Below are 19592 nucleotides of genomic sequence, written 5' to 3'. Positions count from 1 at the left end.
ATTTGAGGTTTGTGTTTCCATGATAAGTTCTCCATTTTAAATTTAGAAGAAACTTATCAAAACACCGACTCATTAACATAATGTCTCAGACTGAAGGGCTCTCTTCCATTTGTGAGCCAACCCGATATGCACATTAAAGAAAGCACGCCGCCCCAGTGTCTAACCGAAGCATTGAAAAAACGATACAGATGAAGTAGACGGGTAAGTAATTCACACTCGGAACGTACATTTTGATTAAGCCAATTTTTAATTAAAAGGTTATCATGATGAAAACTACGGTATACATCGGAACAAGTCTTGACGGTTTTATCGCAAGAGAAGATGGAAATATCGATTGGCTGGAGCAATTCGCAAACGAGGAGGCCTTTAGCGCCTTTGGGGAATTTATCAGCAGGATTGATGTGTTTTTAATCGGGAGGGGTACTTTTGAAAAAGTACTCACGTTCTCTCCATGGCCGTACACCAAGCCGGTATTCGTGTTGAGTTCCAGCATTAAAGAAGTATCGGATGCTTTAAAAGACAAAGTTACTCTTCTCTCAAGGCCTCCGAAGGATGTATTACGCCATCTGTCTGAAAAAGGATTCACAAATATCTATGTAGATGGGGGAAAGGTGATTCAAAGTTTTTTGAAAGAAGATCTCATTGACGAATTAATTATTTCTACCGTACCGGTGCTTATCGGAAGCGGCATACCGCTATTCGGCCGCCTCGATTCCGATCTTCTGTTCCGGCATATACGAACGGAAACCTGTTCCAATGGCCTCGTGCGAAGTTATTATGAAAAAAACCGTAAGTGAACCATCACCTGCAGGATCATTCATGACCACTGAATTCCTGAACATTTCTCCCGTTCTGCCCTCCGCCGATATTGCAAGAGACGTTGACTGGTATGAGAAAAAAACGGGCTTTGAAGTGTATTTTGCAAACGCTATGTATGCCGTGATGCATCGTTCCGATATTTGGATACATTTGCAGCGGCATGCGGATACGGCAAGCGATCCCCTGCTGGGCGGATCGGTCATTCGAATTTTTGTTAAGAACCTGCGGCCGCTTTTTGAGGAATTTGTTCGCCGCGGTACCGTTACTACAGAAGCTTTTAAATCAGGAACCGCATGGAACACCAACGAGTTTGGCTTTTTTGATCTGAATAAGAACGCGATCTTTATCGCAGAAGATTTGGTTAAATGACGACCACCTACATCTCCATTCTCAGAGGCATCAATGTCAGCGGGCAGAAGAAAATTCTGATGGCCGATCTGAAAACGCTGTACGAAACACTCAAATTCACAGACGTAACTACGTACATCCAAAGCGGGAATGTAGTTTTCCGGGCTGATAAAAAAACAGCCGGCGCTGAACCGGCCAGGAAAATCGAACAAGCGATATCTAAGAAATATACATTCGACGTTCCGGTCATTGTTAGAACGGTCGATGAAATGAAGAAAGCGGTTGCATCCAACCCGTTTGTAAAAGATAAAAAGATCGACGTCGACAAACTGCATGTGACCTTTTTATCCGACGTCCCTGAGGAAATAAATCTGGAAAACATAAAAAAAATCGAATTTCCACCTGATCGGTTCGTTATTATCGATAAAGAAATTTTTTTACATTGTCCAAAGTCGTATGGTGAAACCAAATTGTCGAATAAGTTTTTTGAAAGTAAGCTCAAAGTTACGGCTACGACACGGAATTGGAAAACGGTACATACATTAGCTGATATGGCAGGGAAGATTTAAACTATTTGATCTGACCCATTCGGGTGATTTCCGAAAAAATAAGAAACATGCTGCCGATAATTCCGTAAGTAACTACCGACTTGTTTAATGTAAGTCCGCCAATTAACGAATTCGCTGCGATAATATATGATCCCATGTTAACACAAAAATCCAACGACAATCTCGTGATTGCCTCTTTGTGGCTGTTAATGTTTTCCGCAAGCAGTCAGCTTATGATCATTGCGCCGATATTACCGCAGATTGGAAAACAATTAAATATCGACATTGCCATTCAGGGAACGCTGGTCACATCGTATGCGCTGATGCTCGGAATCTTTGCATTGGTAATGGGGCCGATCTCCGATAAAGTCGGGCGGCGGCGGATTCTGCTTTTCGGTACGGGCGCGATGGCGTGCGCGTTAGCATTGCATAACCTCGCATTTGATTATTATTCTTTCCTCACGGCTCGCGCGGTTGCCGGCGCGGCAGGCGGCATACTCAGCGGCGCGTCGGTTTCATATGTCGGCGATTATTTTCCGTACGAACGCAGGGGATGGGCGAATGGCTGGATCGCGACGGGCATTGCCGCGGGGCAGATCATGGGCGTTCCTATGGGAACCGTTTTAGCAGAATGGTATGGCGTGTATGGCCCGTTTTCACTTTTTGCCGTCACGATGTTCGCGGCGTTTCTGCTGATCTGGCTGGTAGTGCCGCAGCCGGCTGTTCAGAGGCATAACGGCGCATTGACGGTCACAACCGTTCTAAAAAAATATCTAACGATGATTCGAACACCTCAAATCGCAGCCACTGCCGCGATTTATGGTGTGATGTATGCGGGTTTTTCCCTATACGTCGTTTATCTTCCGACATGGCTTACGGGAGTCTTCGGAGTAAGCGGGCACGAGATCGCGTCGCTTTTTTTCGTGGGCGGTATCGCCTCGGTTATCACCGGCCCGAATGCCGGCCGCCTTTCCGATCGCATCGGCCGTAAGGTAATTATCATCACGTCATGTCTCGGCCTTGCCGTAGTCATGATTCTCACGACGGCAGTTCTGTCATCTTTTTGGATGAGTTATATTTTATTTATTCTGATCATGATGTTTGTTGCGGCGCGGATCAGCCCGTTCCAGGCTTTGGTGTCGGAGATCGTACCGGATGAACAGCGCGGCGCGATGATGAGCCTGACGATCGCGTTGGGGCAGATCGGGCTGGGTCTTGGCGGCGCGGCGGCAGGAATCATTTATACCGGACTCGGTTTTGCCAGCAATACATTTTTCGGCGCGGCTTCCGTATTGCTCATGGCCATCTTGGTATGGCGATTTATTGCTGAGCCGGAGCTGAAGAAAAAAACTGTAAAATCGTCTCCTATGCTGCACGTAATCCCGGAAAAGCAAGCCGTGTCCTGATAGTCCACATTTTTTTAAAAATTAGCAACTACCCGGCATATCAAATTCTTCCCGCAGATAGCGCAAATGTACGCAGATCCTATTTCTGCGTTACTCTGCGAAATTTGCGGGAGATGGGTTACGCTGACAGCCAAAAATATTATTGCGCACAATAAACAGATCGTCGCAATCATGAAATTCAATCTGAAAAACCCTAATAAATCGATAAGACCCCAGTTACACGTTATTTAGTATCCAGAATGATCGGCAGGCCGTCTTTACCGCCGCCAACGATCACAACTTTTGCGTTGGCAGAATTCGCCAGTTTCTCCGTTGCTTCAATTCCTTTCCATCGTAGTAAATTTTCGCTGATCCCTGCGGCTACAATGTTCTGAAAATCGGCAATACCTTTTGCCTCAATCCTTTTTCGGTCCGCTTCCTGTTTTTCTTTTGTCAAAATAAATTCCATCCGCTGACTTTCCTGGTCGGCTTTCTGTTTTTGTTCGATGGCCTCGGTCAGCTGTGATGGGAGGGCGACGTTACGTATCGGCGTATTTTCGATGGAAACGCCTCGCGACGCTATAGTTTTGGCCAATTCCTCCTGGATCATGGTCCCGAGTCTTTCTCTCTGGCTTGAATACAACGCGCTGGCCTGAAAACTGGCTGTGACTGAGCGGCAAATAGAACGAAACTGCGGGATAAGTATGATATTCTCATAATCTCCGCCGGAAATAGTTTTATATACACGCGCCGCAGAGTCGGGATTTAGGCGATACAATGCGCTTACTTCCAATCCGATGGTGAGACCCTCGACAGAAAGCACCTGCATTGTTTCTTTATGTTCCTTTGTCTGAATGGAATACTTGACGATACGGGCTAGAGGATTTACCATATTTATCCCGGACGGCAGGATGCGGTCGGATACAATGCCGAAAAAATCGATGACACCGACGTGGCCGGCGGGAATCTGCGTCAAACATTGTACCAGCGACAGAATTCCAAATGCGACTGCAATTAACGGGCTCACTTTTGCGACATTGTGAGATACGATGTTGGTGTCAGCCTGACGGCGCGCGTTCCACCACACAAAAAGTGCGAGGACAGCGATGATAAGTGAGAAAATGAAAAACATATCGAACTCCTTTGGTTAAATTATAACGTTGATGATAACGAAGCTGTAACCTATTTTCTAATTCAAGTCAGTTAGAACATATTAATTTAATATTCATACTGCAAGTGAATATGACCGTGATTTCATGGGAATATTAATTGAATATCAAGTAGATCGGAACTAGCGGCTGTTTGGGTACAGCTTAGACTGCGACTAATCTGCCTTCGACTGCCACAGACTGAACCGTTTGTGAGTCAACCGGATATCGTATTGCGATGTAAACAAAAAATTCTCCCATCAGGTCTCATATCAGAAATTTTATCATTAAAAAGCGTAACCTATTTGAATGGTATTGCGTAATAGATTTACTAACACGCCAAACTTAACAAAAAAAAGGAGCCACAATGAACCCTCGATTAATGGGGATTATCCACTGGTATGACGCTGAATCAAAAAGTTCTGAGCGCATGATACAGGCAATACCGTCCGACAAACTCGGAAAAAAAATTCACGCAAAGTTGAGAACCGCCGGTGAGTTAGCTATGCATATGGCCGACTCGGTTCGTGATCTAACGGCTACCATCGAGACCGGAAAATTGGTGATGAGCGAGCCTATGCCGGTTCTGGCATCCACGGCAGAGTTGGCGGCAAATTATACGTCAGCAGCCGGCAGATTACTTAGCGAAGCGAAGAAGTTTACCGATGCCCAGCTCAATATGAAATATCCATTTGAAATGGGCGGTAAAATAGTGTGGGAACCAACGGGGTTCGAGTTGTTGAGCGGATATATTTGCCATGAGATACATCACCGCGCACAGATCGGCGTAGTATTGCGAATGCTGGATGCAAAAGTTCCGGGAATGTACGGTCCGACGGCGGACGATATGTAGCGCTATTAATAAATAAGAAAACGAATAGCTTTAAATGGAAAACCCCTCGAATTCGAGGGGTTTACCATTTTGGCAGCCGATGATACCCGATGCGGCATTCAGCCTTGCGAATCAGGTTGCGTTTAGCTGCGGTTCATCGCATCCTGTATTGCCTTCGAGAGATCGTCAATATTATACGGCTTAGGTAAAACGCCGACAAAACCATAACTCGCATAGTTTGACGTAACCGGGTCTTCTGAATAGCCGCTTGAAACGATCACTTTTGCTTTGGGGTCGCAATCAAGAATCAATTTGACTGCTTCCTGACCACCCATGCCTCCCGGAATAGTCAAATCCATAATTACGACGGCAAACGCTTTTCCGGCCTCTTTATACGAGCGATAGGTTGCAACAGTTGAAGGTACGTCTTTGCACGAAATGGGTTCTAATCCAAAACTTTCGATCATGCGGCTGGCCATACTCAGAATATTTTCATCGTCGTCCATGATTAGAATGCGTTCATTGCTGGAAATTGACCCCATGTCCGCTTTCTGTTCGAAAGAATCATTATTTTTTGAGACCGGAAGATATATATAGAAACTTGTGCCTTTTCCGAGTTCTGACTCGGCGTAAATGGATCCGCCGTGATTTTTTATTATAGAATAAGAGGTAGCCAATCCAAGGCCGCTGCCGGTAGCTTTTGTCGAAAAGTAAGGATCAAACATTCTTGAAATGGTATCATCCGACATTCCGACGCCCTCATCATGAATGGAAATCTTAACGAAATCGCCCTGTTGTCCGGGAATATGCGTATCCTCAGCCGTGTTTTCTGCACGAATCGTGAGTTTTCCACCTTCGGCCATCGCTTGTTTCGCATTGAGAACAACATTTTGAATCACCTGGCTGATCTGGCCCCGGTCAGCTTCAATATTATTCAGGTCATCAGAAATCTCGAAAATAACACGCACATTCGATCCGGATAATACAAAGGCCACCGTTTCCTTTAAAAGATCGCCGATGGAAGTGTTTGCCTTAACCGGTGAACCGCCTTTGGAAAATGTTAGGAGCTGGGTAGTAAGGGAGCGCGCCATTTGTGACGCAGCCTCTGCGCGCATAAGATCGTCCCTTAAATTCGGCATATCTGTTTTTAGAGCGCTGGCCTTAGCAAGAGAAATGTTGCCTATGATTGCAGTTAGTGCATTATTAAAATCATGCGCAATGCCGCCTGCAAGGATGCCGAGTGATTCGATTTTCCGGGCTTTCAGGATGGCTTCTTCGGTTTTCTTTCGTTCTGTGATGTCAATGGCTGCAACCAAAAGAGCAGGTAATGAATCATATTCGATAACGCGCACTATGATATCGCACCAATTCACTTCCTTCTGTTTGGTAAGGACTTTAATTTCGTACCGGTCTGGTAGCTGCTGACCATGCTGACGTCCGAGACCACGTGTTCGAACCAGTTCTTTATCGTCCGGGTGAATCATATCCCAGAAATTCATTCCTCCAAGTTCTCCGACAGTGCATCCGCTCCATTTGAGAGTGTGCGGATTGGCGTAAATGATCTTGTTGTTTCGAATGACCATAATGGCAGCAGGCAGCATTTCGGCAAAGGTTCGGAAATTGGTTTCACTTAGTCTCAAAGCTGCTTCTGTCTGAATTCGTGATAATATTTCTTTGCGCAGTTTATCATTGAGCGACAGCAGTTCTGCGGCTTTACTGCGCATGTTCATCTCGCGGACTTTTATGATTGCTACACCGATGCCCAGAAAGCACAGGACGCCAATGACGAAAAACCACCAGGTTCGCCAGAACGGAGGCAAAATGACGAAACTCAAATTGGTCGATTGCGCATTCCACATTCCGTATTCATTACAGGATTTGACATGAAACGTGTACTCACCGGGAGGTAAGTTGGGATAAACGGCTTTCCTGTCCGTGGTGGGTGGGGACCATTTTTCGTCAAGTCCGTCTAATTTGAATTGGTATCGTACTCTGGAAGGAGCGGCCAGGTTGATGCCGAGGAAATCAATCGATAAATGATTCCGGTTATGTGGCAATTGCAGATTCATTGGAAGTTGAGTCGCACGATCGACGCTGTCGCAAAACGGTTTCAGGTTTGCCGTTTCATAAAATAGCCGTAACCCCGTGATATGGGTGAGTGTCTCAAGATGGTTTTGGCTGCGTCTGCCCGGGCGGCATACAACAGCGCCTTTGATAGTTCCAAACCAAACGTTTCCCAAATGATCTTTCATGATTCCATTTTGATTGCACTCTGCTCCCGACAACCCTTCTTCCGCTCCGTAATTGCTAATCGATAACTTCCCTGTAGAATCGTATAACGGTATATCGAGCTTAGAGATACCACGGTGATGTCCGATCCACAAATTTCCATCATTATCAAACATCGTTGAAAATATGATGTTGGAAAACATTCCTTCGTTTTCCGTAAAAGCGGTCAGATCATTTCCATCAAGACTATACAAACCGTGGTCAGTGCCAATCCACAGGACGCTGTCGCGTCCCTGGGCTATGCCCATAACCAATCCTTTGGACAATGGGCCTTCAGGAAAAGCATTGGTAAATACCTTTCCGTCAAATTTCGTAACCCCGCTCGCACCTATGAACCAAATAGAGCCGTTCACACATTGAAAAATGCTGTACACTTCATCGTCCAGTAATCCGTCTTTGGTTGTGTAGTGAACATATCCGGAACCGTCAAATTTATAGACACCGTCGCCGTAGGTCCCAAACCAAATATTACTCTCGCGGTCTTCGAAGATATTTAAGACGCTGCCTTTATCAAATTCCTTGGAAACTTTCTGATGGATGAAATTGCGACCGACCATTTTGTATACACCGTTCCCGTCTGTTCCAATCCAAATCGTATTTTTGGAATCCTGCAACACGCTAAAAACATAAGTCGTTGCTTTTCCGGGTACAACGGGGACATGTGTGACAACGTTACCATCGAGACGGTCCAAACCGCTGGACGTGCCAATCCAAATCGTATTATTCTTGTCCTCCATAATGTCCCACACGACATTATCGCTGAGGCCGCGTTTAATGGTATACTGTTCAAAACCTAAATCACGGAAACGGCTTACGCCGCCGCCCTCGGTACCTGCCCAGATATTTCCCTCGCGGTCTTTCAGAATCGACCAAACACTGTTATTTCCAAGCCCGTTATCCATTGTATAAGTTACGTGTGTTTTGTAATCATAGTGAATCAGGCCATCACGTGTTCCAATCCACATATGATTGTCTCGATCTGTCAATACAGCCCATACTGTACTGCTAAACTGCGGATATCTGTTGAATTTTTTTCCGTCATAAGACGCTAAGCCTCCTGCGTAGGTACCGATCCAGATAATGCCTATGCTGTCCTGCGCCAGGCAATTTACATAATTGTCGCCAAGCTCTGACTCGCCGGCGATTTGAATAAAGCGGGAACCATCGTATCTAAAAACGCCGGACTTTTCAGTTCCGAACCACATCTGGCCATCTTTGTCTTCCAGGATCGCGTGAACGGCTCCACCGGTAAGACCGTCTTTGTCGTTGTAATTTGTGAATGTACTGCCGTCAAGTCGGCTAACCCCAACGCCGGTCCCTATCCAAATGACATGGTTACGATCTTTTATTATTCGAAAAATATGTTTGTTCGGGAGCCCGTCCTTGATAGAATAATTCGTAAAAGTTGATCCGTCGAATTTGGACATCCCGTTGTATGTTCCGAACCACAGATTGCCGTTCTTATCCTCACAAATTGAATACACAGTATTATCGGGTAATCCATCCACGACGCCGAAAGTCTTGAAGCGCGATCCGTCAAAACGGCTCACGCCACCGCCGTATGTGCCCAGCCAGAGATAGCCGGAACGATCCTGCCAGATTGAGTTTACCTGGGATTGCGCCAATCCTGCTTCAACAGAATAAGTAATGAAGTTTTGTGCTATTGCAAAATTCGATAAGGCGCATAATAAGAAGAACCAGAAGCGCATGGTGATTATTCTTTTCTTGATTTTCAAACGTACCCGAATAGGGTTGAAAAAAAGAAGTCGATTCAGATAGGCTGACAAAAGTATTGATTTCACTCAAATATTACAAGAAAAAAAATCTCACTTTATTGGAATACGCCTTGTCGCCAAGGGAAGTTATGATAGTAAAAACCCAGCGCTGGGAGGATCAGAAAATAAAAAACCCCTCGAATTCGAGGGGTTTACAATTTTGGTAGCGGGTGACGGGCTTGAACCGCCGACACGCGGATTATGATTCCGCTGCTCTACCAGCTGAGCTAACCCGCCAGAGATATATTTAGTAGCGGGGGCAGGATTTGAACCTACGACCTTCGGGTTATGAGCCCGACGAGCTACCAGGCTGCTCCACCCCGCGGTTTAAGGTGGCGAATAATATAGATATTAAATCTAAAAGTCAAGCGATTTGATTGCTTTAAAAAGCTTTTTGATGCATCTGTTTTCTTTCGTATATTTTTTGCGTGAAACGGTTTTTTTTAACATGGTTTTTCAAAATAACGGCGCCCGTTGTTATTTTTTTGTGGTTCCGGACACTTCGTTTTGGGATTTCCATTGGAAAAATTCCAGAAAACGGGATTTTGATATTCTGGCATCGGCACATATTTGCTGTAATTGCTTACCTTTTACGTTTTAGCAAGACTAGTTCGATTACCGCCTTGGTAAGTGGAAGTAAAGACGGAAAAATGCTGCAGTCGGTTCTGAAGGCATTTCATTTCAATGTTGTTGAAGGCTCCAGCAGCGAAGGCGGTTTTTCGTCCTTGCTGCATTTGGAGAGAAGCTTGAAAGCGGATCAGACCATCTTGATCACGCCGGACGGTCCGAAAGGCCCTCCCGAGATTATAAAACCCGGCGCTTTGCATGTGGCTCGTTACTCCGAAAAGCCGTTGATCGCCATTCATGTCAAATACAGCAGTCATTGGCAATTAAAGAGTTGGGATAGGGCGGTATTGCCAATACCTTTTTCTCGTTGTGAAATGATATTTTCTGATCCTTTGACATTACGTCGGGAATCGTCGGAAATTGAAATGACAGAATTACAAAATAAACTAGAATTAAGCCTCCATGGTCATCAAAGCCATAGTCGAATGGAAAAATCCCTTCATTAGATCTGTTTCGCATGTTGTTTTCTTTCCACTTTCGTTACTGTTTGGGATAGCGGCGCAATTTCGGAACAAGTTATACGATTTCCGGATTTTTAAATCCCTGCGTTGTAACACTTTTATAATTGGCGTTGGGAGCCTGTCCGTCGGCGGTTCGGGGAAAACGCCGCTGGTGGAATTTCTTGCTGAACTTCTGGCGCGGCGAGGGTTAAAAATTGGCGTTATATCCAACGGTTATGGAAAAAAGAGCACAGGAGCGGTGGTAGTTTCAGACGGAAAAAATCAACTGACCGACGTGTATATCGCAGGGGATGAAGCTTATCTTATGGCGGTCAATTTCCAAAAATCTAATCTTCATATTCCGGTTATTTCAGGATCGGACCGTATCTGCGCAGTTCGCATTTTACAAAACAAATTTAACGTTGATGTCATCATTTTAGATGATGCATTCCAATACCGCAAAATTAAAAAATCGATTGAATTTATTGCTCAGGATTATTTTGAATCGGCATATCCATTGATGACTTTGCCGTCCGGAAGGTTACGTGAATTTAAAAGTAATATGCAACGCGCCGATGCGCTGATCATAACTAAATCGCCCGAAGGAACCGACGAAAAACAATTATCAAACCGATGGCAGAGGGAAGCGTATATTTCACATTATTTCCCTGCGGCGCTGCAGAGATGGTTTGACGACGTTGAATTTCCCTTAATTACGCTGACACAAAAGAAAATTCTTTTGTTTTCCGCATTAGGTTATAATACGTCTTTTCAAAGCGGCATCACGGAACTATGTTCTAGTTACCAGGCGCAAATCGTACGCGTTATTGAATTTCAGGATCATCATTGGTACACGGAGGATGATCTGAGGAAGATGTTGAGATTAATTCCTGAAGAAAATTCTTCAGATTATATTATATTGACAACGCAAAAGGATGTTGTGAAATTAAAACCGGAATGGCTTCCGAAAAAATACCGGGAAGCCGCTTATTTCATTAAATCGGAATTTAGCCTGGATTCGCAAATTCAATTTGAGAATATGATTAAAATTTCTCACATTGTACGTAACAACAAAACCAAGTCGACCCTAAGGTAGAATTATGGAAATACTTTCCGAAGAGAAAAAGAAAATTCTTGCCGTAGATGACGACAAAAATATCCTTCGTTTGATCCAGGCTTACCTTGAGAATGAGAACTACCGCATTTACAGCGCCACCGACGGCAACGAATGTTTTGACATGATCGAGAAAGAATCGCCGGATGTGGTTTTACTCGATCTTCGTATTCCGGGAATGGACGGGATCGCCGTTATGGAACGCATACGAAAATTTTATCCCGATATTCCTATTGTCATGATGAGCGCGCACGGTACGATCGAATCCGCCGTGGAATCGATGAAGATCGGAGCCTATGATTTCGTAACAAAACCGTTTGACTCCAATCGCCTTAAAGTTTCCGTTCGTAACGCTATCGTATTACGTTCCATGTCACAGGAATTGAATCGCCTGCGTTCGGAGCTCTACCAGGTTCGCGACTTCGGAAGTATTATAGGACGAAGCGGAAAGATGCAGGAAGTATATTCGGCGTTAACTAAAATTACTTCAAGCAGTAATGTGACGGTGTTGATCATGGGCGAAAGCGGCACGGGTAAGGAATTGGTTGCGAGAGAGATTCACAACCGTACGCCCACAAGATCGGTCAAGCCATTTGTTGCGGTCAATTGCGCGGCGCTGCCGGAAAGTCTGTTGGAAAGCGAATTATTCGGCCATGAGAAAGGCTCTTTCACAGGCGCGACGGAGCGCAGATCAGGAAAATTCGAACAAGCGAATGGCGGTACGATTTTTCTGGATGAAATAGGGGAAATGACGGCGGCGACGCAGGCTAAACTCATTCGTGTGATTCAGGAGCGCGAATTTACGCGCATCGGGGGCAGCGAACTGATTCACGTAGATATCCGAATTGTTTCCGCTACCAATCGTAATCTGGAAGAAGCAGTGAAAGAGAATAAATTTCGTGAAGATCTCTATTACCGTTTAAGCGTATTTCCCATAGTCATGCCGTCGCTGCGCGACAGAAAAGAAGATATTCCTCTTTTGTCAGCTCACTTTCTGGAAAAGTTCAAGAAAAGAGAAAAGAAAAATAACCTTACTTCCATCGCCAAAGATGCGTTGGAAATTCTCTTGAGTTATCACTGGCCCGGGAATGTGCGGGAACTTGAAAATACGTTTGAAAGAGCTGTAGTGCTTGCATCGGGCGACGAGATCACACTGGACGATCTTCCTCAGACGATCAAGACGCTGGGATTGAGTAGAGTTCAGTCGAGCCGCGATGGATATATCGACTTGAGCGGAACTATGGATGAGGTGGTGGAGCGCGTGGAAGAAAAAGTTATGAAAAAGGCTTTTGCCGATTGCGACGGAAATGTGTCCGAAGTGGCGCGAAGGCTGAATATCGGACGCGCGACCATCTACCGCAAAGCAGAAAAATATAACTTGCCTATCAAAGAATAGAAAATGTGCTTATCCGCTTTACTCACATACGTCATGATGGCCCTTCTGCAGGGCTCAGGACAAGCTTGTCGAACCATGACAAAGTCTCGGCCTTCGACTGCGCGCTCAGGCTGAACCAATCTTTTTCATTTGTGAGTCAACCGGATATGCAAAGCAAAAACTGAAAGGCAACCGTATGTCACCTTTATCTGAAAAAACGGCGTTCAACCCGCGTAAGCCTGCTGTAGCCGGCATGTTTTATCCCGGGGAAAAAAACAAACTGCAAACCGATCTTGATAAAATGTTTGCCAACGTTACATCAAAACGCGTTTCAGGAAAGGTCTACGGTATCGTTGCCCCCCATGCGGGTTATATGTATTCGGGCTACGTTGCGGCTGAGGCATATAATCAACTGGCCGATTTATCGTATGATACCGTGGTGGTCTTGGCGCCAAGTCATCGTGATTATTTCCAAGGCGCTTCCGTTTACACCGGCGACTATATGACGCCTTTAGGCGCGGTACCTGTCGACAAAAAAACGTGCGATCAATTGCTCAAGTACGCGCCATTGATCAAGGCAACAGAAATGGGACACCGGGATGAACACGCGCTCGAAGTGCAATTGCCGTTTCTTCAGGTTATCCTAAAAGATTTTAACCTCGTGCCTATCGTTATCGGAACGCAGGATCATGAAACTTGTTTTCGGCTAGGCGAGATCTTGGGAGAAGTTCTTCAGCGTAAAAATAGCCTGGTCGTTGCGAGCAGCGATCTGTCGCATTTCTATTCACAGGAGAAAGCAAACCAATTGGACGGTATCGTCGTCAAGGATATTGAAAATTTTGATGAAAAGAAATTTTTCGACGACATACAAAATAAGAAATGCGAGGCATGCGGAGCCGGCACGATCGTTTCTGCGATCATCGCTGCGAAACACATGGGCGCGACATCGTCTAAAGTTTTGTCCTACCACACTTCCGGAGAAGTCAGCGGGGACTATGAGGAAGTTGTCGGTTATCTTGCCGGTGTGTTTTATAATTGAATTAAGTTTGCTAAAATATATTAACAGGAGTTGACATGGAAGTTCTCATACCCGGAGTATTGATATTACACATTTTCAGCATGCTGATGTGGTTTGGATCGATTTTGATCCAGTATGTTTTCTTGTCGGATATCATGGATGGACATACGTCGGAAAATACAAAACTTTGGTCGATGGATCTCATTGGAAGAATGAATAAAACGATCTTGAATATCGGGCTGATTTTGGCCATAATTACCGGCGTGTCACTGATCTTTATTCACGGCGCGGAATGGTTTCGTCCGAGGACGCACGTTCATATAAAGATTACGCTGGGATTAATAGCCGCAGGCCTTTCGCACATGGCGATGGCGCGTTTCCGCAAGGCAAACGAATTGGTCAGGAAAGAAAACCCCACGGCCGCCGACTTGACCCGCTTTGCGGGACTCATGGGAAGTTGGAAACTCTTTACTACAATTACGCTCGTGGTTTTGGCGACTATTGTTATTACCGCCGTATTCAAGTTCGGTTTGTGAGAGAAAAAAGGTCACATTTCTACGATTTTATTTACTATAACAGTTTGGCGACGTAAACCATGCGAGGAAATATGAAATCTATTATGGGCATCTTGTTGTGCATGTTCCTGTCGGGCGGAGTTATTGCGCAGCAAAAAAATCTGGTTACTGAAATTAAGGCGGTAACCGTTTACAGCGACCGCGCGGAAATCAAACGCAGCGGTGAAATCTATTTGAATCCCGGCGATTACGAATTTGTTGTAAAAGACCTGCCGGTTAGCCTTAACGATCAATCCATTCGCGTAAGCGGATCCGGAACGGCGTCGGCCAAGATAACCGATATCAAGATCGAAACGGAGTATATCGATACACTCCCGGCCAATCGCCTGAAGGAACTTCAAGATCAATTAAAGCTGCTTATTGCGGAAGAGCGTGTGTATTCCGACCGTCAGGCGCTTCTCTCAAAAGAAAAAGATTTTTTGGATCTGATTAAAAATAATGCAACGAATCAAGCTATTACAAAAGAAAGCCCTCGTCCAAGCCTGGATGAGTGGACGAGATTGTTCGTTTTTTACGACGGAAATTTCGAAAAAATTAACGAAGAGATCCGTGGTCTTGAAAAAAAGAAATCCGATTTGAGTTCACGCAAGACCGGTTTGCAAAATCAGATCAGTCAACTGTCCGGTTATGGAAAGTTATCCAAGAAAAAAGCTCTTTTAAACGTTTCCGTCGCGAAAGCGGGCAATATGAACTTTGACCTGATGTACGTGATCGGAGGCGCAAAATGGTATCCGGTGTATGATGTGCGCGTCTCGCCCGAAGATAAGACGGTCGAATTGGTTTATTACGCCATGATCTCGCAGAGAACGGGAGAGGATTGGAAAAATGTGGCCTTATCTATTTCAACCGCGCGCCCTAATATTTCCGGAAGCATGCCGGCTCTGAGCGCCTGGTATCTTAATATCTACGCGCCCCCTCCGTATTATTCTGATGAACTCAGCGGACTTGGCTCTATGAAGTCAACCGCGGGAATGGGCGCCGGAGCTCCAGCCTATGCCAAAAAAGCGGCAGATCGTGGGGAAGCAGAAGAGTTTAAAGAAGAAGAAACCAGCATGATGCTGGAGGCGGAAACGGCTACCGTACAAACACGCTCGACTTCGGTTGTCTTCAACGTGAAGAAACCATCCAGCATACCGTCGGATAATTTTGACCACAAAATTTCCATTTCATCTGAATCTCTGAATTCGGAATTTGCATACTCAACTACGCCGAAATTAGCAGCCATGGCTTATTTAAAAGGAACGATTGAGAATGTGACGGACGTGCCGTTTTTGGCCGGTTCAGCCAATGTTTTCTTCGGAAGCAACTTTGTCGGTACGACGTATATCAATACGGTCATTCCAACTGAAAAATTCAGCGTGTTTCTCGGCATTGATGAAGCGATTCGGGTGAAACGCGAGCAAGTCAAAGACTACAAATCTGAAAAAGGGTTACTGAGTAAGTCTACGAAAAAAACATTCGAATACAAAATCACCGTCGAAAGTTTTAAGAAAACAGATGAAGAGATCGTCATCCAGGACCAATTTCCGATTTCACAGGACGAACGAATTAAAGTCGAGCCGGTGCTGCCTGAATTTGAAGGCAAAGAAAAATATACCGCTTCGCATCCTAACGGCATAATCGAGAAAAAAGGAAATGGCATTGTCGAATGGCGGCTGAAAATAAAACCCAAAGAGAAAATCGAATTGCGCATAAAATATAATGTTGAATACGCACGGGATTTGCAGATTGATGGACTCTAGGATAACGCAAGTTATCTTTTAGCCCCGTTCCAGACTATGATGGACGGGGCTTTTTTATTGATTTTTGCGGGTTAAATATTTATACTTATTCGAGTTGTTAAAATATATTTTTAAATATGATTCGAACGAAAGACCGGTTCTACTGGTCGGATGCACTGTATCTCGCGCGCGCAAAAAATGAATTGGTTCTGAAGGAAGCCGGCCCGCAGTCGGAAATTTTTCAATGCGTTCATTGTTCTGCATTTGTAAGGTTCTTTAAGAATGTTGCGGGGGCAACATCGGGGAAGTGGAGCCGCATTAAACCCTACGAACAATTTCAGCTTCAGAAAAAATTTTCTCAACCTGTTCAGCCGGAGTCCTTAAAAGAAATACGATCCGGCAGCGGCGGCAAAAAATTATACCGGTGTCAGACGTGCGCGTCGCATTGGTGGAATGATCACGGCGCATGGGACTCCGCGGACGATGAGGCGGTTGAAAAACAAACGACTAAATAGACGCTTATAATAAAATGAGGTAGCATGCAGACAAAGGATAAGGAATCATACTCACCTGATCAAAAAGGTAATCTGAGCGTAGCTAAAATGGATGATGCGGATGCCGTCGCCGCTCTGAAGGAATCCAGGGTAAAGATCGAATCAGAGATTCGGAAAGCGATCATCGGTCAAAATCAAATTGTCGATCAATTGATGATTGCCTTATTTGCGCGCGGACATTGCCTCATCGTGGGAATTCCAGGGCTCGCAAAAACATTACTCATCAATACACTGGCGAAAGTGCTGGATCTCAAATTCAACCGGATCCAGTTCACGCCCGACCTGATGCCGAGCGATATTACCGGAACGGAAGTTATTGAAGAAAATGTCAGCACGGGAACTAAGCAGTTTCGATTTGTCAAAGGGCCGGTTTTTGCAAATATCGTTTTGGCTGACGAGATTAACCGCACGCCCCCGAAAACACAAGCGGCGCTGCTCGAAGCTATGCAGGAACATCGTGTAACCGCTTCGGGAAACACGTATGTATTGGCAGAACCTTTTTTTGTTTTGGCTACGCAGAACCCAATCGAGCAGGAGGGAACGTATCCTTTGCCCGAAGCACAACTTGACCGGTTTATGTTCAATGTCTGGATTGATTATCCCAGCATGGAAGAGGAAGTGCAAATTGTCAAGTCCACGACCAGTTCGTACACCTATGAATTACATAAAGTTTTGTCCGCCGACGAGATCGTATATTTTCAGAATCTGGTTCGCAAGGTACCGGTTGCGGATAATATTATTCAATATGCCGTCAACCTGGTGTCACGAACGCGGCCTAAATCGGCCGAAGCGCCGAAATTCATAAATGATTGGGTCAGCTGGGGTGCGGGGCCGCGGGCATCACAATATCTGATATTGGGCGCTAAAACGCGGGCCATTCTGGACGGCCGTTTTACTCCGGATCTGGACGACGTCAAAGCGGTGGTCAAGCCGGTTCTGCGCCACCGATTGGTGACGAATTTCAATGCCGAAGCGGACGGAATTTCGACCCTTGACATTATAGAAAAACTGCTGGCGAGCGAAAAGTAAATGGACGAGTTAAAAAATAAAGTAGTTCAGTTTATTCAAACCAGGATCGAACTTGAGGAACGTGAGGCGTCTGTGATGGCGGATCATATTTTGGATGTGCATCGTCAGATATTGGCCGGCGTTAAACCTGAAAAAGTGTTACAACATATAGAACGATTCCTGAACGATTTCACTTCGGACATTCACATCATAGAACAACGTAATCAACAAAAATCAAAACAGAATAGTTATGCTGAAAAACGGCGAACGCAGTTGGATATTTTTTCAGCAGCCTCTGATCAGCCCTAAATTAACACCGTATGGCCTCCGTCGACCTTCAATCGGTTTCCAAAATATATACCTCGAAAGATAAGAACACCCTGGCGGTCGATCAGGTCAGTTTTGAAGTGAAGGACAAAAGCATAACGGTATTAGTCGGCCCGTCGGGCTGCGGGAAGACTACCGTTTTACGAATGATTGCCGGGCTTGAAGAAATTACCAAAGGGGATATACGAATAGACGGACGTGTCATTAATTCTCTGCCGGCCCGAGACCGTGACATTGCCATGGTTTTTCAGAATTATGCGCTTTACCCGCATATGAACGTTTTTGATAATATGGCATTCGGATTAAAAATTAACCGTGTACCAAAAGACGAAATAGTAAAACGGGTCAACTATGCTTCGGAATTATTGCAGTTGTCGGGCCATTTAAAAAATAAACCGCGGGAACTGTCCGGCGGACAGCGCCAAAGGGTTGCTGTCGGAAGAGCGATTGTTCGCAAACCAAAAGTGCTGTTATTTGATGAACCGCTGAGTAATCTGGATGCGAAATTGCGCGTAGAAATGCGAATGGAATTAATGCGCATGCAAAAAGAGTTGGGGTGGACGATGATTTATGTAACGCACGACCAGTTGGAAGCGATGACCATGGCCGATTCGATGGTCGTGATGAACGGCGGGAAAATACAGCAGACCGGGGATGCCGTGTCCATGTATCAGCAGCCGGTGAATAAGTTTGTTGCGGAATTTATAGGCACGCCGCCGATGAATTTGTTAAATGGAACTATTGAAAATGACTCCCCGGCACACTTTATGTTTAATAGACAACAAATTAAGATAAGTAAACTAATACAAAAAGATCCAGGAGGTTTCGTAACTTTAGGCATTCGGCCGGAACATATTGATATTCAGGATTCCAACCCCGGAGACACGAGTTTTTCGGCGAAGCTAGAATTTACTGAACATCTCGGAAACGAAAATTTTTATTACTTCAAAATCGGTAATCAACGGGTTATTTGCCGCAGCGCAGCCGATATTTCGAAACATGAAATCGGAAAATCTTATTTATTGAAATTGAGGCCTGACAGGATGCATTTTTTCGACACGCAAAGCGGCATGAGTTTAACTTAAAGCGGGACCGTGTGGAAACGCTCATAAAAGAAATAGGACGTATAGCGGACGGCGAAGGCCTTGAGGCATTTGTCGTGGGAGGCTACGTTCGCGACATGCTGCTGAAAAGACCGGTCAAAGATTTTGATGTGATGGTGATCGGAGACGGCATTTCTTTTGCGGAAAAAGTCGCCGAACATTTTCATATCAAGACTCTCGTAGTTTATCATAATTTCGGCACGGCTATGCTGCCAATGGGGGAATCGCACGATTATCATAAGATCGAGTTTGTCGGCGCCCGTCGCGAAAGCTACCATGCCGAATCCCGCAACCCGTCGGTGGAACCAGCCGATCTTCACAGCGACTTGTCCCGCCGTGATTTTACTATTAACGCGATGGCTATGCGGATCAATAAAGAAAATTACGGCGTGATGATCGATCTGTTTAACGGGAAAAAAGATCTTCATGATACGATTTTAAGAACGCCGCTCGATCCCGAAGAGACGTTTTCGGATGATCCGCTTCGCATGATGCGCGCCATACGTTTTGCCTCCCAACTTCAATTTAAAATCGAAGAAAATACTCTTCAAGGTATTATCAAAAACGCATCCCGTATCTCCATTAT

At 45.1% G+C, this 19592-nt stretch carries 18 protein-coding genes and 2 tRNA genes; 16 read left to right on the top strand and 4 right to left on the bottom strand.

Annotation, left to right across the window (positions count from 1 at the left end; genetic code table 11):
• Positions 1–266: 266 nt before the first annotated feature.
• From F9K33_15230 to F9K33_15215, 4 genes are all read left to right on the top strand, one after another.
• Complete coding sequence (locus F9K33_15230; GenBank protein ID KAB2877895.1) at positions 267–797, top strand: dihydrofolate reductase; 531 nt, start codon at positions 267–269, stop codon at positions 795–797.
• A gap of 22 nt (positions 798–819) precedes the next feature.
• Complete coding sequence (locus F9K33_15225; GenBank protein ID KAB2877894.1) at positions 820–1188, top strand: glyoxalase/bleomycin resistance/extradiol dioxygenase family protein; 369 nt, start codon at positions 820–822, stop codon at positions 1186–1188.
• On the top strand, positions 1185–1736 hold the full coding sequence (locus F9K33_15220; GenBank protein KAB2877891.1) for a DUF1697 domain-containing protein: 552 nt from the start codon (positions 1185–1187) through the stop codon (positions 1734–1736). Before F9K33_15225 ends, F9K33_15220 begins: the two co-directional genes overlap by 4 nt.
• Positions 1737–1870: 134 nt before the next feature.
• A complete protein-coding gene (locus F9K33_15215; GenBank protein ID KAB2877890.1) occupies positions 1871–3121 on the top strand; it encodes an MFS transporter in 1251 nt (416 codons plus the stop codon).
• Positions 3122–3344: 223 nt separating this feature from the next.
• On the opposite strand, the gene F9K33_15210 is transcribed toward F9K33_15215, so the two are convergent.
• Complete coding sequence (locus tag F9K33_15210; GenBank protein ID KAB2877889.1) at positions 3345–4232, bottom strand: prohibitin family protein; 888 nt, start codon at positions 4230–4232, stop codon at positions 3345–3347.
• A 383-nt stretch (positions 4233–4615) separates the two neighbouring features.
• Between F9K33_15210 and F9K33_15205 the strand changes: the two genes are divergently transcribed.
• Positions 4616–5101, top strand: coding sequence for a hypothetical protein (locus F9K33_15205; GenBank protein KAB2877888.1), 486 nt, complete (start codon positions 4616–4618; stop codon positions 5099–5101).
• Between the two features lie 122 nt (positions 5102–5223).
• Here the strand turns inward: F9K33_15205 and F9K33_15200 are convergent, their stop codons facing one another.
• From F9K33_15200 to F9K33_15190, 3 genes are all read right to left on the bottom strand, one after another.
• Entirely contained in the window at positions 5224–9105 is a 3882-nt protein-coding gene (locus tag F9K33_15200; GenBank protein ID KAB2877887.1) for a PAS domain S-box protein, read from the bottom strand.
• Between the two features lie 200 nt (positions 9106–9305).
• A tRNA-Met gene (locus tag F9K33_15195) sits at positions 9306–9381 on the bottom strand.
• Positions 9382–9395: 14 nt separating this feature from the next.
• A tRNA-Met gene (locus tag F9K33_15190) sits at positions 9396–9469 on the bottom strand.
• 76 nt (positions 9470–9545) lie between these two features.
• On the opposite strand from F9K33_15190, the gene F9K33_15185 reads away from it, so the two are divergent.
• The 11 genes from F9K33_15185 to F9K33_15135 form a co-directional block, all read left to right on the top strand.
• Positions 9546–10217, top strand: a complete 672-nt coding sequence (locus F9K33_15185; GenBank protein KAB2877886.1) for a DUF374 domain-containing protein — start codon at positions 9546–9548, stop codon at positions 10215–10217.
• Positions 10174–11307, top strand: coding sequence for a tetraacyldisaccharide 4'-kinase (lpxK, locus tag F9K33_15180; protein ID KAB2877885.1), 1134 nt, complete (start codon positions 10174–10176; stop codon positions 11305–11307). The genes F9K33_15185 and lpxK overlap by 44 nt, the downstream gene beginning before the upstream one ends.
• A 4-nt stretch (positions 11308–11311) precedes the next feature.
• The gene (locus tag F9K33_15175) at positions 11312–12721 is read left to right on the top strand and encodes a sigma-54-dependent Fis family transcriptional regulator (protein ID KAB2877884.1); all 1410 of its coding nucleotides are present in this window, start codon (positions 11312–11314) and stop codon (positions 12719–12721) included.
• A gap of 175 nt (positions 12722–12896) precedes the next feature.
• Complete coding sequence (gene amrB / locus F9K33_15170; GenBank protein KAB2877883.1) at positions 12897–13739, top strand: AmmeMemoRadiSam system protein B; 843 nt, start codon at positions 12897–12899, stop codon at positions 13737–13739.
• Between the two features lie 35 nt (positions 13740–13774).
• Positions 13775–14254: a DUF2214 family protein gene (locus F9K33_15165; GenBank protein KAB2877882.1), complete on the top strand. Its 480-nt coding sequence runs from the start codon at positions 13775–13777 to the stop codon at positions 14252–14254.
• Positions 14255–14313: 59 nt separating this feature from the next.
• A complete protein-coding gene (locus F9K33_15160) occupies positions 14314–16035 on the top strand; it encodes a mucoidy inhibitor MuiA family protein (GenBank protein ID KAB2877881.1) in 1722 nt (573 codons plus the stop codon).
• Positions 16036–16151: 116 nt separating this feature from the next.
• The gene (locus F9K33_15155; GenBank protein KAB2877880.1) at positions 16152–16529 is read left to right on the top strand and encodes a hypothetical protein; all 378 of its coding nucleotides are present in this window, start codon (positions 16152–16154) and stop codon (positions 16527–16529) included.
• An 87-nt stretch (positions 16530–16616) separates the two neighbouring features.
• Positions 16617–17597 carry a MoxR family ATPase gene (locus tag F9K33_15150; GenBank protein KAB2877893.1) on the top strand — a complete coding sequence of 327 codons (981 nt, stop codon included), beginning with the start codon at positions 16617–16619 and terminating at the stop codon, positions 17595–17597.
• The gene (locus tag F9K33_15145; GenBank protein KAB2877879.1) at positions 17598–17885 is read left to right on the top strand and encodes a hypothetical protein; all 288 of its coding nucleotides are present in this window, start codon (positions 17598–17600) and stop codon (positions 17883–17885) included. It abuts the gene before it with no gap.
• An 11-nt stretch (positions 17886–17896) separates the two neighbouring features.
• On the top strand, positions 17897–18988 hold the full coding sequence (gene ugpC / locus F9K33_15140; GenBank protein KAB2877878.1) for a sn-glycerol-3-phosphate ABC transporter ATP-binding protein UgpC: 1092 nt from the start codon (positions 17897–17899) through the stop codon (positions 18986–18988).
• 95 nt (positions 18989–19083) lie between these two features.
• On the top strand, positions 19084–19592 hold a 509-nt coding region (locus F9K33_15135; protein ID KAB2877892.1), incomplete at its 3' end, for a CCA tRNA nucleotidyltransferase.

It is taken from the genome of bacterium, from assembly GCA_008933615.1.
Taxonomy (GTDB): domain Bacteria; phylum CLD3; class CLD3; order SB21; family SB21; genus SB21.
This window is presented reverse-complemented; position numbering and strand designations above follow the sequence as displayed.